The organism is Bradyrhizobium sp. ISRA430 (assembly GCF_029909975.1).
In the GTDB taxonomy this organism is placed as follows: Bacteria; Pseudomonadota; Alphaproteobacteria; order Rhizobiales; family Xanthobacteraceae; genus Bradyrhizobium.
Genome location: NZ_CP094516.1, coordinates 6,267,382 through 6,281,268, shown reverse-complemented (window position 1 = coordinate 6,281,268; position 13,887 = coordinate 6,267,382). Strand labels below are relative to the sequence as shown.

General features: G+C 66.3%; 14 protein-coding genes. 7 read left to right on the top strand and 7 right to left on the bottom strand.

Annotated elements, in window-relative coordinates; genetic code table 11:
- Nucleotides 1-12: 12 nt before the first annotated feature.
- Both hisC and MTX21_RS29825 read left to right on the top strand, forming a co-directional pair.
- Nucleotides 13-1,110: a histidinol-phosphate transaminase gene (gene hisC / locus MTX21_RS29830; protein WP_280968198.1), complete on the top strand. Its 1,098-nt coding sequence runs from the start codon at nucleotides 13-15 to the stop codon at nucleotides 1,108-1,110.
- Entirely contained in the window at nucleotides 1,107-2,042 is a 936-nt protein-coding gene (locus MTX21_RS29825) for a prephenate/arogenate dehydrogenase family protein (RefSeq protein ID WP_280968197.1), read from the top strand. Before hisC ends, MTX21_RS29825 begins: the two co-directional genes overlap by 4 nt.
- A gap of 74 nt (nucleotides 2,043-2,116) precedes the next feature.
- On the opposite strand, the gene MTX21_RS29820 is transcribed toward MTX21_RS29825, so the two are convergent.
- Both MTX21_RS29820 and MTX21_RS29815 read right to left on the bottom strand, forming a co-directional pair.
- Nucleotides 2,117-2,341 carry a hypothetical protein gene (locus MTX21_RS29820; RefSeq protein ID WP_280968196.1) on the bottom strand — a complete coding sequence of 75 codons (225 nt, stop codon included), beginning with the start codon at nucleotides 2,339-2,341 and terminating at the stop codon, nucleotides 2,117-2,119.
- Nucleotides 2,342-2,470: 129 nt separating this feature from the next.
- On the bottom strand, nucleotides 2,471-3,655 hold the full coding sequence (locus MTX21_RS29815; protein ID WP_280968195.1) for a DUF2125 domain-containing protein: 1,185 nt from the start codon (nucleotides 3,653-3,655) through the stop codon (nucleotides 2,471-2,473).
- A gap of 110 nt (nucleotides 3,656-3,765) precedes the next feature.
- Between MTX21_RS29815 and MTX21_RS29810 the strand changes: the two genes are divergently transcribed.
- Entirely contained in the window at nucleotides 3,766-4,377 is a 612-nt protein-coding gene (locus tag MTX21_RS29810) for a gamma-glutamylcyclotransferase (RefSeq protein WP_280968194.1), read from the top strand.
- On the opposite strand, the gene MTX21_RS29805 is transcribed toward MTX21_RS29810, so the two are convergent.
- From MTX21_RS29805 to ftsE, 4 genes are all read right to left on the bottom strand, one after another.
- Complete coding sequence (locus MTX21_RS29805) at nucleotides 4,374-5,147, bottom strand: lysophospholipid acyltransferase family protein (RefSeq protein ID WP_280968193.1); 774 nt, start codon at nucleotides 5,145-5,147, stop codon at nucleotides 4,374-4,376. The genes MTX21_RS29810 and MTX21_RS29805 overlap by 4 nt on opposite strands.
- 11 nt (nucleotides 5,148-5,158) lie before the next feature.
- Complete coding sequence (locus tag MTX21_RS29800; protein ID WP_280968192.1) at nucleotides 5,159-5,863, bottom strand: YdcF family protein; 705 nt, start codon at nucleotides 5,861-5,863, stop codon at nucleotides 5,159-5,161.
- 189 nt (nucleotides 5,864-6,052) lie between these two features.
- On the bottom strand, nucleotides 6,053-7,021 hold the full coding sequence (locus MTX21_RS29795; protein ID WP_280968191.1) for an ABC transporter permease: 969 nt from the start codon (nucleotides 7,019-7,021) through the stop codon (nucleotides 6,053-6,055).
- Nucleotides 7,014-7,673 carry a cell division ATP-binding protein FtsE gene (gene ftsE / locus MTX21_RS29790; protein ID WP_279374890.1) on the bottom strand — a complete coding sequence of 220 codons (660 nt, stop codon included), beginning with the start codon at nucleotides 7,671-7,673 and terminating at the stop codon, nucleotides 7,014-7,016. Before ftsE ends, MTX21_RS29795 begins: the two co-directional genes overlap by 8 nt.
- 161 nt (nucleotides 7,674-7,834) lie before the next feature.
- Between ftsE and MTX21_RS29785 the strand changes: the two genes are divergently transcribed.
- Nucleotides 7,835-8,713, top strand: coding sequence for an MJ0042-type zinc finger domain-containing protein (locus MTX21_RS29785; RefSeq protein ID WP_280968190.1), 879 nt, complete (start codon nucleotides 7,835-7,837; stop codon nucleotides 8,711-8,713).
- Nucleotides 8,714-8,749: 36 nt separating this feature from the next.
- Nucleotides 8,750-9,124 carry a response regulator gene (locus MTX21_RS29780; RefSeq protein WP_280968189.1) on the top strand — a complete coding sequence of 125 codons (375 nt, stop codon included), beginning with the start codon at nucleotides 8,750-8,752 and terminating at the stop codon, nucleotides 9,122-9,124.
- Nucleotides 9,125-9,405: 281 nt separating this feature from the next.
- On the opposite strand, the gene MTX21_RS29775 is transcribed toward MTX21_RS29780, so the two are convergent.
- The gene (locus MTX21_RS29775; RefSeq protein WP_280968188.1) at nucleotides 9,406-12,048 is read right to left on the bottom strand and encodes a TIGR02302 family protein; all 2,643 of its coding nucleotides are present in this window, start codon (nucleotides 12,046-12,048) and stop codon (nucleotides 9,406-9,408) included.
- Between the two features lie 167 nt (nucleotides 12,049-12,215).
- Between MTX21_RS29775 and MTX21_RS29770 the strand changes: the two genes are divergently transcribed.
- Both MTX21_RS29770 and MTX21_RS29765 read left to right on the top strand, forming a co-directional pair.
- Nucleotides 12,216-12,599, top strand: coding sequence for a carboxymuconolactone decarboxylase family protein (locus MTX21_RS29770; protein ID WP_008567285.1), 384 nt, complete (start codon nucleotides 12,216-12,218; stop codon nucleotides 12,597-12,599).
- Between the two features lie 224 nt (nucleotides 12,600-12,823).
- Nucleotides 12,824-13,732 carry an NAD(P)-dependent oxidoreductase gene (locus tag MTX21_RS29765; protein ID WP_280968187.1) on the top strand — a complete coding sequence of 303 codons (909 nt, stop codon included), beginning with the start codon at nucleotides 12,824-12,826 and terminating at the stop codon, nucleotides 13,730-13,732.
- Nucleotides 13,733-13,887 lie beyond the last annotated feature (155 nt).

The window sequence follows — 13,887 nt, the reverse complement described above, 5'->3', positions numbered from 1 at the left end:
CCGGAGTCCAAGATGTCCCGCCCCGTGCCGAATCCCGGCATTCTCGATATTGCGCCCTACACGCCCGGCAAGAGCCCGGTGCCGGAGCCGGGCCGCAAGGTGTTCAAGCTGTCGGCCAACGAGACGCCGTTCGGGCCCTCGCCCAAGGCGATCGAGGCCTTCACGCACGTGGCGACGCATCTCGAGGACTATCCGGAAGGCACCTCGCGCGTGCTGCGCGAGGCGATCGGCCGTTCCTTCGGTCTCGACCCAAACCGCATCATCTGCGGGGCCGGCTCGGACGAGATCCTCAATCTGCTCGCCCACACCTATCTGAGCCATGGCGATGAAGCGATCTCGACAACCCATGGCTTCCTTGTCTACCCGATCGCGACCATGGCGAACGGGGCCAGGAACATCGTGGCGCCCGAGAAGAACCTCACTGCCGACGTCGACGCCATCCTCAACGCGGTGACGCCGCGCACCAAGCTGGTCTGGCTCGCCAATCCCAACAACCCCACCGGCACCTATCTGCCGTTCGACGAGGTCAAGCGCCTGCGCGCCGGCCTGCCCTCGCACATCCTGCTGGTGCTCGACGCCGCCTATTGCGACTACGTTTCTCGTAACGATTACGAAATGGGCATCGAGCTCGTCGCCACGACCGAGAACACCGTGGTGACGCACACCTTCTCCAAGATCCACGGCCTCGCGGCGCTGCGCATCGGCTGGATGTTCGGGCCCGAGCACATCATCGACGCGGTCAACCGCATCCGCGGCCCCTTCAACGTGTCGACGCCGGCGATGTACGCCGCGGTCGCCGCGATCGAGGACACCGCGCATCAGGCGATGTCGAAGCAGTTCACCGAGACCTGGCGCAACTGGCTGACCGAGGAGATCGGCAAGCTCGGGCTCAAGGTGACGCCGAGCGTTGCCAATTTCGTGCTGATCCACTTCCCGACCGACAAGGGCAGGACCTCGGATGACGCCGACGTCTTCCTGACCAAGCGGGGCCTGGTGCTGCGGGCGCTGAAGAACTACGGCCTGCCGCATGCGCTGCGCATGACCATCGGCACCGAGGAGGCCAACCGCCTCGTGGTCGAAGCCTTGCGCGAGTTCATGGCCGGCAAATGAGCGCGCTTCCGCACTTCCAGCGCGTCGCGCTGATCGGCTTCGGGCTGATCGGCGGCTCGATCGCGCGCGCTGCGAAGCTTCAAGGGCTTGCGGGCGAGATCGTCACCACCGCACGCTCGGAGAAGACGCGTGCACGGGTCGTCGAGCTCGGCATCGTCGACCAGGTCGTGGCGACCAACGCGGAAGCGGTGAAGGACGCCGATCTCGTCATCCTCTGCATCCCCGTCGGTGCCTGCGGGCCGGTGGCGCAGGAGATCGCTGCGCATCTGAAGCCCGGCGCGATCATCTCCGATGTCGGCTCGGTCAAGGGCGCCATCGTAAAGGACATGGCGCCGCATCTGCCACAAGGCATTCATTTCGTCCCGGCGCACCCGGTGGCGGGCACCGAGCATTCGGGGCCGGACTCCGGCTTCGCCGAGCTCTTCACCAACCGCTGGTGCATCCTCACCCCGCCCGAAGGGACCGACACCGCCGCCGTCGAACGGCTGCGCGGCTTCTGGACCGCGCTCGGTGCCAAGGTCGAGGTGATGACGCCGGATCACCATGACCTCGTGCTCGCCATCACCAGCCATCTGCCGCATCTGATCGCCTACACCATCGTCGGCACTGCCGACGAGCTGGCGCAGGTAACGGAATCCGAGGTGATCAAGTTTTCGGCCGGCGGCTTTCGCGATTTCACCCGCATCGCGGCGTCCGATCCGACGATGTGGCGCGACGTCTTCCTCGCCAACAAGGAAGCCGTGCTGGAGATGCTCGGCACCTTCAACGAGGATCTCGCAAAGCTCACCCGCGCGATCCGGCGCGGTGACGGCGAAGCCCTGTTCGACCATTTCACCCGCACCCGCGCCATCCGCCGCGGCATCGTCGAGATCGGCCAGGATTCGGCCGCGCCCGATTTCGGCCGGCCGCACGCTGCGCTCGACAAGAAATGACGAGCATGGGCCCAGCCGATCGGATCCGGCCGGGCCCACCTCAGAACGCGCAGCGCTCACGGACGGAAGCAATCCTATTTGGCCTTGGCTGGGTGCGGCATCAGGTGCCGCGGCGACTTCGCCATCGGCGGCACGAACGCCATCACATCCCGCGCGCCGCTGAGTGCGGCGGCACGATCGCCATTGGGGTACTGGGCCGCGAAAGCGGCCGGCTCCTGCGATTGCCACTGCGCGAGCGCGGGCGTCGCAAATGCGGTCGTGACGGCAATGGCGGCAATGAACAGCTTGGACTTCGTCATGGTGGTCTCTCCTGAACCGGCCGCTAAATTGCGCGGCCGACATGGAGAGAGACCGGACGTCGCAGCCTCGCATTCCCGGTGCGGGGCCGCTTCGCCATCACGATGGCGCGAAGGTGCCGTGACGGCCCGTCAATAGAGCGGCGGGATCTGTCCGACCTTGATCGGGCCGAGCAGCACCGCGCCGTCGACGAAGCGCAACGGGAAGCTGCGGGCCTTCTTGCCCTCCAGCGTGCTCTCGGTGCCGAGCGAATTGATGCCGGCGGCAACCCCGACATTGGCGTTCTGCTTGACGACCTTGCCGAGGCCGGGAATGGCGCGATCGAGCGCGCCGAACAGATTGTTGAGGTCCTGCGTCTTCACGCCAGGCGCAACACGATCGAGCGTCGATTGCGGCACGCCCTCCTCCAGCATCTTCTCGATGCCCAGCGCCGGGATAACCCGCTCGAGGCCGGCCACCGTCATCTGCAATTCGCCGTCGAGACGGCCATTGGCGGAGAGGCCGAGCGTGCCGGCCGCGACCGCGATCATCTCGCCCTGCTGGATCCGCGACTGCACGATTTCGACATGGCCGCCGGCGGCCTGGAGCTCGCGGAAGCGCTGCGGCCAGGGCTTCGGCGTGAGGTCGGAGAGCCCCGTGATCTTCGCCCGCACGTCGGCCTCGAACGGCTCCGAGAGCAGCGGGTGCAGGCCCTGGATGCTGCCCTGGGCGATCTGCAGCACGGTCTCGATGACCGGATGCTCGCGCGACGATCCGTCGGCGAGACGCCCATGCAGCTCGACCTGTTTTGCGCGCGCCATCGGCACCTGGACCGTACCGTCGAGGCGGTTGATGGTGGGATCGTCGAATACGATGGAGGCACGCTCCGGCACGGCCGGCAGGCCGAACACGCTGCTGCGGCCCTTGCTCCAGTTCACCACGAACGAGGTCTGCGTGACGCCGTCAGTCAGCGTCGCGGGCGCCTTGAATTCGGCGATGACGAGCTTGGGATCGTAGACCTGGGCTACGACCAGGATATTGTCGAGCTTCGCCGTGAACGGCGTGTTGCTTGCGCTCTGCGACACCAGGGCGACGCTGGCGCCATTGCACTGGACCTCGAAGCGGAACGGGAAGCCCGCGATCGAGCGCTTAGCGCAATCATAGATGCGGCCGGACTTGGCCTCCTGCGCGCGCCAGGCGTCGGCCGCCACCTCGGCCTGCGAGGCGGCATAGAACCAGAACCCGCTCCAGGCGGCGGCGAGGATCAGGAGGAGGACGGGCGCGATGAAAAGGCCCCAACGGGAGCGCCGGCCTGCGGCAACGGTCATATCGGACATGCGGCGACCCTTTGACCACAGATTTTGGCAAATGTAAGCGAGGTTCGACTGCGACGAAAGACGGAGAATTCGCTTCGCTTGGGGGCGCGGTTCTGCTAGCCGTGCCCGAAATGTCGGAAATTGCCCTTCCCCCCGTCACCACCGCCACGGGCGACCTCTGGGTGTTCGGCTACGGCTCGCTGATGTGGCGGCCGGGCTTCGAATTCGAGGAACGCGTCCCGGCGCGGCTGGTCGGCGAGCACCGCGCGCTCTGCGTCTATTCCTTCGTGCATCGCGGTACCCCGGAGAAGCCGGGCCTCGTGCTCGGGCTCGACCGCGGCGGGGCGTGCCGCGGCATCGCCTTCCGCATCGCCGAAAAGAACCGCACCGACGTAGTCGCCTATTTGCGGGAACGCGAGCAGGTGACGTCGGTCTATCGCGAGGTGATGCGCTCGGTGTGGCTCGAGAACGATGCGCGCCAGCGCGTATCGGCGCTCGCCTATGTCGTCGACCGCGGCCACGCCCAATATGCCGGACGGCTGTCGCTCGCCGAGCAGCACCGCCACGTGCTCCAGGGCCATGGCCAGTCCGGCGCCAACCGCGATTACGTGACCGCAACGGTGAAGGCGATCGAGGCCGAAGGCTTTCGCGACACACAGCTACATCAACTCGCGACAATGTTGCATGGTGATGCGCATGCCCTGCACGCGCCGGCTCCGGCTGAAGACCACGAAAATCGCTAGGTGCTCGTCGCCGCGTAGCTCGGCGCGGATCCGATCAGCCGTTCCTGCTCCTTGCGGCCGGTTTCGACGATGCGGCTGGTCGCGCCCTCGATGGCATCGCGGATATGTGCGATGTACTCGTCCTTCGGCAGGCCTGGGGGCAGCGGGTCGAGGAATTCGACCACCAGCGTGCCGGGATAGCGCATGAAGGTGCGGCGCGGCCAGAACAGGCCGGAGTTGAGCGCGATCGGCAGGCACTGCACGCCGCAGGCGGAATAGATCTGGGCGAAGCCGGTCTTGTAGTCGGGCGGCGCGCCGGGCGCACGGCGCGTGCCTTCGGGGAAAATCACGAGCTGGCAGCCACTGCGCACGGCTTCACGCGCCCGCCGTGTCATGTCCAGGAGCGCCTTGACGCCGGCGGTGCGGTCGATCGCGATCATGCCGGTCTTGATCAGAAATTGGCCGAACACCGGAATGTTCATGAGCTGCCGCTTGAGGATGAAGATCGGCCGATCGAAGAACTGGAGCAATGCAAAGGTCTCCCAGAACGACTGATGCTTCGCCACGATCACCAGCGGCCCCTTCGGGATCTTCTCCTGTCCGCGGAATTCGACCTTGATGTTGCAGACAACGCGCATAAGGAACAGGGTTGCATTTGCCCACCATCCGGCGACCGTCAGCAGCGCGCGCACCGGCATCAGGAAGGTCGGCAGCGCCACGATCGCGAGCACAACGAACACGATGTAAAACAGCACGTTGAACACGAGCGAGCGCAGGAAAATCAGGAACATCAACAATCCGATCAATTGGCCTGTGCGGTGGCGGGCCGCTTCGGCGGCTGGCCCGCAGGCTGCTCCGACACTTCGGGCGCAAGGTCAACCCCGAAATCCTCGAGCCGCACCCTAAGCTCAGCCGCGATGTATTTGACATATTCCGACAAGAGTAGCCGCAGCGTCGAGGCCGAAGTCCACCACGGCTCCTCGCGCCATTTGTCGCCGACCACAGCGAACGGGATCAGCGCCATCTCCGGCATTGCGTGCGAGAACTCCACCAGCGCCCGCGGCATGTGGTAATTCGATGTGACCACGATCAGTGACTTGAAGCCGCGCTCCTGCGCCCAGCGCCGCGTCTCCGCCGCGTTGCCACGGGTCGAGACCGCGGTGCGGTCGAGATCGACGCAGCAATGCATGAAGGACTGGCTCTCCGGCAGTGTCCGGGAGATGTCGCTTGCCGTAGAGGTCGGGTGCACCCCCGAGATCAGGAGCCGTTTGCCGTAGCCGGCGGCCAGCAGCTCCATCGCGTCCGACACCCGCGAGGAGCCGCCGGTCAGCACCACGATGCCGTCGGCCTTGCGGTCCGGCGCGAGCTCGGCGCCGCGCAATTGCGACAGGAACGCGAGGAAGCCCGCCGCGGCCCCGACGAAGGCGATCGCGAGGGTCGACACGACCATCGCGCGCAGCCAGCCGCGCGGCAGGTTCGGCGATCGATCGTCGGTCGGCGAGGTCATGCGATGTCGGTGATCCCTTCCCCGGGTGATTTTAAGACGTTTTGAGGCGAAGTGGAGTCCGGTTTGGCGGGCTTGCGCCAACGCAATGAACTGCTCAAGCATCGACGTCGGCAGTGCGCTCCCTCGCCCCGCTTGCGGGGAGAGGCGAAGAAATCACGGGCAAGCTCATTCTTTTCGACACTCGCGCACTCACTCAACATCATTCAGCGTCGCGAACAGTGTCTGGCGCGAGGCGACCGCGGTGATCGCGCCGATCAGCAGCGCCTGCACCGCGAGCACGATGTAGCCGGACGGCCGCAGCGAGAAGGTGCCGAGCAGGGCCGCAAACTGGTCGCCGACCGGGGTGCCCGAGAACCAGCCGGCGATCGACTCGGAGAAACCGAACACCAACATGGCGACGCCGCCGCCGATCACGCCGCCCTCGAGCCCCAGGCGGAGGAAATGCCGCAGGAAACGGTTGGCGATGTAGCGGTCACCGGCGCCGACGAAATGCAAGACCTCGACGATCGGGCGGTTCGCCGCCATCGCGCCGCGGGTTGCGAACGAGACTGAGATGATGGTCGCGACGATCACGAGCGCGAGGATCCCCAGGCCGGCGAGCACGGTCGCATTGGTCATCGAGCGCATGCGCTCGATCCAGGCGCGGTGATCGTCGACGCTCGCGCTTGGGGCCACCTGCGTCACGCGGGCGCGCAAGGCGGCGAGGTCAAGCGCCGTGCCCGGCTGCACTCGGGCGATGATCATGCGCGGCACCGGCAGATCGTCCATCGACAGGCCGGTGCCGAGCCACGGCTCGAGCAGCTTGCCGGATTCCTCCTTGCTGAACGGCTTGACTTCGACGATGCCCGCTTGCGCGCGCATCGCCTCGGCGACCGCCGCAGTGTCGCGCTCGATGTCGCGCCCGGCCTGCGGGCGGACCTGGATGGTGATTTCGCTCGCGACATCCGATTGCCATTCCGCCGCCGAGGCGCTGACCAGTAACACCGTGCCGGTCGTCATCGAGGCGAGGAAGGTCATGATGGCAACAACGGCGACCAGCGCGCGACCGTGAATCGAGGCGCGCGGCACGATCGGCGACATGTTGCGCGCCTTGGCCGGCAGCGGCGGACGCTCCTGTCCGAGGTCAACCAGCACGCCGCGCTCTTCGGTCCTACTCATAGACGTGCAGCCGTCCCTGGTGCAGCACCAGCCGCCGCGCCTCGTACTGATCCATCAGCGTAATATCGTGGGTCGCGATGATGACGGCGGTGCCGGACTTGTTGAGCTCGATGAACAGGCGCAGCAGACGGCGCCCGAGCGTCGGATCGACGCTGCCGGTCGGCTCGTCCGCGAGCAGGAGCTGCGGCCGCGAGATCACCGCGCGCGCAATCGCCGCGCGTTGCTTCTCGCCACCGGACAGGATCGGCGGCAGCGCGTCCATACGGTCGCCGAGCCCCACCCAGCGCAAGAGATCGATGACCTCCTTGCGATAGCTCGATTCGCTGCGACCCATGACGCGGAACGGCAGCGCCACGTTCTCGTAGGTCGTCATGTGGTCGAGCAGGCGGAAATCCTGGAGCACGATGCCGATGCGCTTGCGCAAGTCGGCTATCTCGTCCTTGCCGAGCTGCGAGATGTCATGGCCGAACAGGTTGATCAGGCCACGCGTCGGCCGATGCGACAGGAACAACAGGCGCAGCAACGAGGTCTTGCCGGCGCCGGACGGGCCGGTGAGAAACTGGAAGGAATGCGCCGGAATCTGGAAGCTCAGGTCGCGCAGGATCTCTGGCCCCAGACCGTAACGCAGTCCGACATTTTCGAACCGAACCAAGCTCAGCTCCGTTCGAGAGGGGACGCAGCACGCAGCGCGAAGTTCCGCCGCACGCTCGAGAAGGGTTGTGCGGCCGTTATGGTTTCCGGTTCGTTAACGGTCGCCTTGTAGCATTCAAGGTGCCCGGTTTCGCACGATCGGGTCATCGCCGAGGCTGGTCCATGCACATCGTCTGTCCCCATTGTACGACATCCTATGCCATCAAGCTCGCGAGCCTTGGGGCCAATGGGCGGACCGTGCGTTGCTCCCGCTGCAAGGAGACCTGGGTGGCGCATCCCGAGGACGCCATCGAGGAGGCCTCCGTCCCAACCATGGTCGCAGCAAGCCGGGCCGACGATCAGTCTGATCTGGCCGAGCAATGGAACTCTTACGCCAGGGACGACGGCGCGGCCGATACGCCCGTGGTCGACAGCCCTTCGATCGCCAGCGACTGGCCGGACGAGAACGCTGGACAGACCGAGGACGACTGGTCGGCGGCCGGCTCCGCCGAGGACGACGGCGCCGGCGTGCAGCACCAGTCCTGGTTCCGCGGCCTGTTCCGCCGCCGCATGGCGCTAGCGAGCCGCACCGAAGCCGCGCCGGCTCGGCGGAAATCCTATCCCGGGCTACCGACCGCCTGCGCCGCGATGGGCGCCCTGGTCGCGGCCCTCGTGATTTGGCGCACCGACATGGTGCGGCTGCTGCCGCAGACGGCGGCATTCTACAGAATGGTCGGCTTCGACGTGAACCTGCGTGGGCTGGCCTTTAAGGACGTCAAGCTCTCCAGCGAGACGGTGGACCGCAAGCAGGTGCTGGTGATCGAGGGCGTGATCGTCGGCGAGGGCAACAAGAAGCCGCTCGAGATCCCGCGGCTGCGCTTCGCGGTGCGCGACGCGCAAGGCGCCGAGATCTATGCCTGGAACGCAGTACTGGAGCAGACAGTTCTTCGGCCCGGCGAGCGCGCCTTTTTCAGGTCGCGCCTAGCCTCGCCACCGGCTGAGGGCCGCAATATCGATGTTCGTTTCTTCAACCGGCGCGACGTTGTCGGCGGCAGCGTATAATCGGCACCGCCCAGGTCCGCACGGGAGATTGGTCCCATGCCAAAAGTCTTGATCGCCGACGACGAGGAGTCCATGCGCACGCTGGTGGCGCGCGCCATCGCGATGGACGGTCACCAGACCGTCACCGCGCAGGACGGCGCCGAGGCGCTGGAGATCCTGATCCGCGAGGACGGTGCGTTCGACCTGCTGCTCACAGACATCCAGATGCCGGTAATGGACGGCATTGCGCTCGCGCTCTCCGCCGCGCGCGATTTCCCCGATCTGACCATTCTGCTGATCACCGGATTTGCCGACCAGCGCGAACGCGCCTCGAACCTGAATGCGCTGGTGCATGATGTCGTGACGAAGCCGTTCTCAGTCGCCGACATCCGCACCGCGGTCGCCGATGCGCTGGCGGCGAAGAAGAGGTAGCGGCGCAGCGAGTTGAACTACCCCCACTGCTCCAACCTCGTCATTGCGAGCGCAGCGACATGCGGGACCAGCCGTCCCGGATGTCGCTTCGTCTCGGAAACCAACGCTGTCATTCCCCGCGAAAGCGGGGAATCCAGTACGCCGCGGCTTCTCAATGACATAGCGATGTCTCGGAGTACCGGATCGCCCGATCAAATCGGGCGATGACACCGAGAATGCGGGACGGAAGACACAAATCGCGTGCGCCCATCGCGAACCATGCTGAGCCGCAAAATCGCGCCTCAAAAATCCTTCAGCAGCCGCTCGAGATAGTCGAGCTCGATCTGCGGGCGCGAGGGGTCGCCGAGGCGGCGGCGGAGCTCTTCGAGGATGCGGCGGACGCGCTGGACGTCGATCTCGCCGGGGATCTTCACCGTGTAGTCGTCGCCGAATTCGCGGCCGTGCAAGGGCCGCCCGAGCGGGTCGGTCTGATTGCCGCCACTCTGCTGCCGGCCGGCGCGGTTGCCGGGACCATCGCCCTGGCCGTCGCCATCGCCCTGCTGCATCGCCTCGGCCATCTTCTGCGCGCCCTTGCGCAGCGCATCCAGCGCCTTGCCCTGGGAATCCACGGCACCGTCGGCATTGCCGTCGCCGAGCTTGGAGCCGGCATCGCCCATGGCGTTGTCGGCGGTGTCCAGGCCGTTGTCGTCATCACCCTGGTCGCCGTCCTGATCGCCGTCTTGTCCCTGTTGACCCTGGCCCTTTTGTCCCTGTTCGCCCTGCTGGCCGCGCTGACCCTTCTGTCCCTTCTGGCCGTTCTGTGAGAGACCACGCTTGGCGAGGTCCTCCTGCAGCTTCTTCAGCCGGTCGCGTAGCGCCTGCTGGTCCTGCTGGAGGTCGGACATCGACTGGTCGCCCTGCTGCTTGCCACGCATGCGGTCGCGCCGGGAGTCCTGGCCCTGCTTGAAGGTCTTGTCGCGAAGCTGCTGCTGCTTGCGGATCATGTCGCCGAGTTCGTTGAGCGCCTGCTCCATGTCGCTGTCGCCGGACTGTCCCGGCTGCGCCATCTGCAGGCCCTCCAGCATCTGCTGAAGCTGATCGAGCAACTGCTTGGCCGCGTCCTTGTCGCCGGAGCGCGACAGGCGCTCCATGCGGTCGATCATGTTGTTGAGGTCCTGCTGACGCAGGACCTTGGTATTGGGATCGAGCGGCCGGGCGAGCTGCTGCGGATTGTTGCGGAACTGCTCGGCGAGCTGGCGCATGAAATTGTCGAGCGCCTGGCGCAGATCCTGCGTGAGCTTCTTGACCTCTTCGTCGCTCGCACCGCGCTCCAGGGCCTGCTTCAGCGCGTCCTGCGCCGCGCGCAGCGCCTTGTCGACGTCGCTGATGTTGCCGTCCTCGATCGTCACCGCGAGCGCCCACAGGCTCGCCACGACCTCGCGCAGCGCATCGTCGGTACGCGCCGCCTCAAGCTGCCGTGCGACGCTATGGAGTCCGAGATATTGCCCGGCCTCCGGCGTGAACAATTCAGGCGCGATCATCAGCGCATCGAGCGCGGCGTAGACGTCAGCGTTCTTGTTGGCGTCGAGCGCAAGGATGCGGCGCTGCTCGATCAGCGCGCGCGCGAGCGGCTTGGTGAAGAGCCGCTCCGGCAGGCGCATGTTGAAGGGCTCGCTTTTCGCCTCGTTGCCGGCCTCGTCCTTGGCGGTGAGGGTCAGCGTGACGTCGGCGCCGGCGTAGGGATCTTCGCTGAGATCCTTCACCGTCTGGCCGACGCCGTTGCGGGTGCGCGCATTCGGCAGCACGAGGGCGAATTGCGGCGGCTGGAACAGCGGCCGAGCCGCGTTGGCATCCGCATCCTTGTTGCCCTTGTTGCCGTCCTTGGCAGTGTCCTTGGAATCGGCGGGACGCAGGGCGAACTGCGCCTCGGCGCCGGTCACGCCGTAATCGTCCTCAATCTTGTAGGCGAGCTGCAGCGCGCCGCGCGCCTGGCGCTCCGGATCCTTGGCGAGCGCAATCGTCGGCGGGCGATCCGGCGTCGCGGCGAAGGTCCATTGCGGTTGGCCCGAGGGCGCGCGGACGTGTGCGGTGCCGTCACCAGTGATCGTAAAGTGCTTTTCGTTTGTGCCCTTGGGCGCGGCTTCCGTCGGAGCGGCTTCCTTGAGGCCGCCGGAAACGGCGACATCGAGGTTGCCGCCGGAGGAGCGCACGATCAGCGTCGAGCCGGCGGGAACGGCAAGCGGCCCGTTTGCCGGCAACGCGGCGGCTTCCTTATTGGCGGCCGACAGGATTACCGGCGGCTTCGCGGTATAGACCGGCGGGGTGACCCAGGCATCGACGCGGACATTGGTCGGCGCCAGCACGCCGTTCCAGTCGAAGGCGGCGCCTAACCGCAGCGCGCGCTCGTCGCCGGCGGCGAAGAAGGTCGCAACCAACATCACCATGACCAGCGCGCGGAGCGCCCAGGGATCGTGGATGGGAAGGCGCGGACGCGGCAAACCGGCGCGGATGCGCTTGAGCGAGGCCAGCGTGCGCTCACGCTGGGCCTGCCACAGCGCCTGCGCGACCGGATCCTGCGAGGTCAGGGTGTCCGTGAGCGTCGTCGCCGGACGGTGACGGATACCCGAACCGCGGTCGAGCCGGCCCAGGGCCTGCTCGCGGCTCGGCCAGCGGAAGCGAATCAGCGGGAACAGCGCGGCAGCCGCGAGGCCTGCGAAGACGGCAAGACCAATCGCGCGGGCAACAGAGGGCAGCGCCAGCCAGAGACCGGCCCAGGAAACCACCAGGAACAGCCCGGCAACGGTCAGCAGGCGCGCCAGATGCGGCCAGGCGCGCTCCCAGGCGATTGCATATGTGGCCCGCTGCAGGGCCTGCGCCAGCTTCAGCCGCGACAGCGCGTCGCCGTCGCGGACCGGATCTGACGGGTCGGGGGTGACACCGTTCAATCAACTCTCCAGGTTGCCCGGTGAGAGAAGCGTATCACAACGGCAGCACTGAGGCATCCGTTCCTGTACGGGACCCACCCCTTTTGCCGCATAACACGAGGACGTGACTGGCCCGGCGCAACCCCGTAGTTTCCGCGACGCCATCCAAGGGAGACGAAGGAAACGCCATGGACAAGAAGATGCACGACAAGGGCCTGGAAGTCCGCAAAGCGGTGCTGGGCGAGGCCTATGTCAACAACGCCCTGAAGAATGTCGACGATTTCAACCGTCCGTTCCAGGAGATGCTCAACGAATATTGCTGGGGCACGGTGTGGGGCCGCGAGGAGCTGCCGCGCAAGACCCGCAGCATGCTCAACATCGCGATGATCGCGATCCTCAACCGCCAGCACGAATTCCGCGCGCATCTGAAGGGCGCGCTGACCAACGGCGTTACGCGCGACGAGATCCGCGAGATCCTGATGCAGGTCGCCATCTATGGCGGCATGCCGGCGGCAGTCGATAGCTTCCGGATCGCGCGCGAGGTGTTCGCGGAGATCGACGGGAAGGCGTGAGGGGACGACTGTGTGAGGGACGCACCGTCCCTCACCGCCGTCGTCCCGGCGAAGGCCGGGACCCATAACCACAGGCAGATGTGGTTGCGGGGACTCGGGGTTACCGCCTTCGCGCCACAACTACTCCCTGGGGTAATGGGTCCCGGCCTTCGCCGGGACGACAGCCGAGGGTGTGGTGCGCGGCTCCGCTCTCAACAACGAACAACAAGCACAAGGGAAACACCATGGACATCGGTTTCATCGGCCTCGGGAACATGGGATTGCCGATGGCGCGGCGGCTGGTCGAGGCCGGACATCGGCTCGTCGTATTCGACACGCGCAAGGAGGTCATCGACAAGCTTGTGGCCCGCGGCGCAAAAGCTGCGACGTCGCCGAAGGACGTCGCCGACCAGGTCGAGACCGTGATGGCGAGCCTGCCCTCCCTGCAAGCGTCGCTCGCGGTCGCTACGGGGCCGAACGGCGTGATCGAGGGCCAGCGCGTCAAGCGCTTCGTCGACCTGTCGACCGTCGGCTCGCAGATGGCGGCGAAGATCCACGGCCTGCTCGCGAGGCGCAGCATCGTGCAGATCGACAGCCCGGTCTCGGGCGGTGTCGGCGGCGCGGAGAAGGGCACGCTGGCGGTGATGGTGTCCGGGCCGAGAGCGGAATTCGAGACGATCAAGGCCGCACTCGGCGTGATCGGCAAGGTGTTCTTCATCGGCGAGAAACCGGGCGCAGCGCAGACCATGAAGCTCGCCAACAACTTCCTTTCGGCCACCGCGATCGTGGCAACCTCGGAAGCCGTGGTGATGGGCGTGAAGGCCGGGCTCGATCCCGCCGTGATGATCGACGTCATCAATGCCGGCTCGGGCATGAACACCGCGAGCCGCGACAAGTTTCCGCGCTCGGTGCTGCCGCGCACCTTCGACTTCGGCTTCGCCACGGGCTTGATGGTGAAGGACGTGCGGCTGGCGCTCGAGGAGATGAAGCAGCTCGGCCTGTCGATGGAGGTCGCGGATGCAGTGGGCCGGTTGTGGGAGACCGTGATCAGCACGGAGGGCGCCGATTCCGATTTCACCGCGGCGATCAAGCCGATCGAGAAGAAGGCGGGTGTCGTGGTCGGCGGGACGACGGGCGGATTGGCGGGAAGATAGTTTTCGGGCGCAACTCCCTCCCCGCGTCGTCCTGGACAAGCGAGCAAAGCGAGCGCTGATCCAGCACCCATTGCCACAGGGAGAAGTTTGGCGAAGACTCGCAGTTACCAGCTTCGTGCCACAACCGCATCCTGGGGTAATGGGTCCTGGCTTTC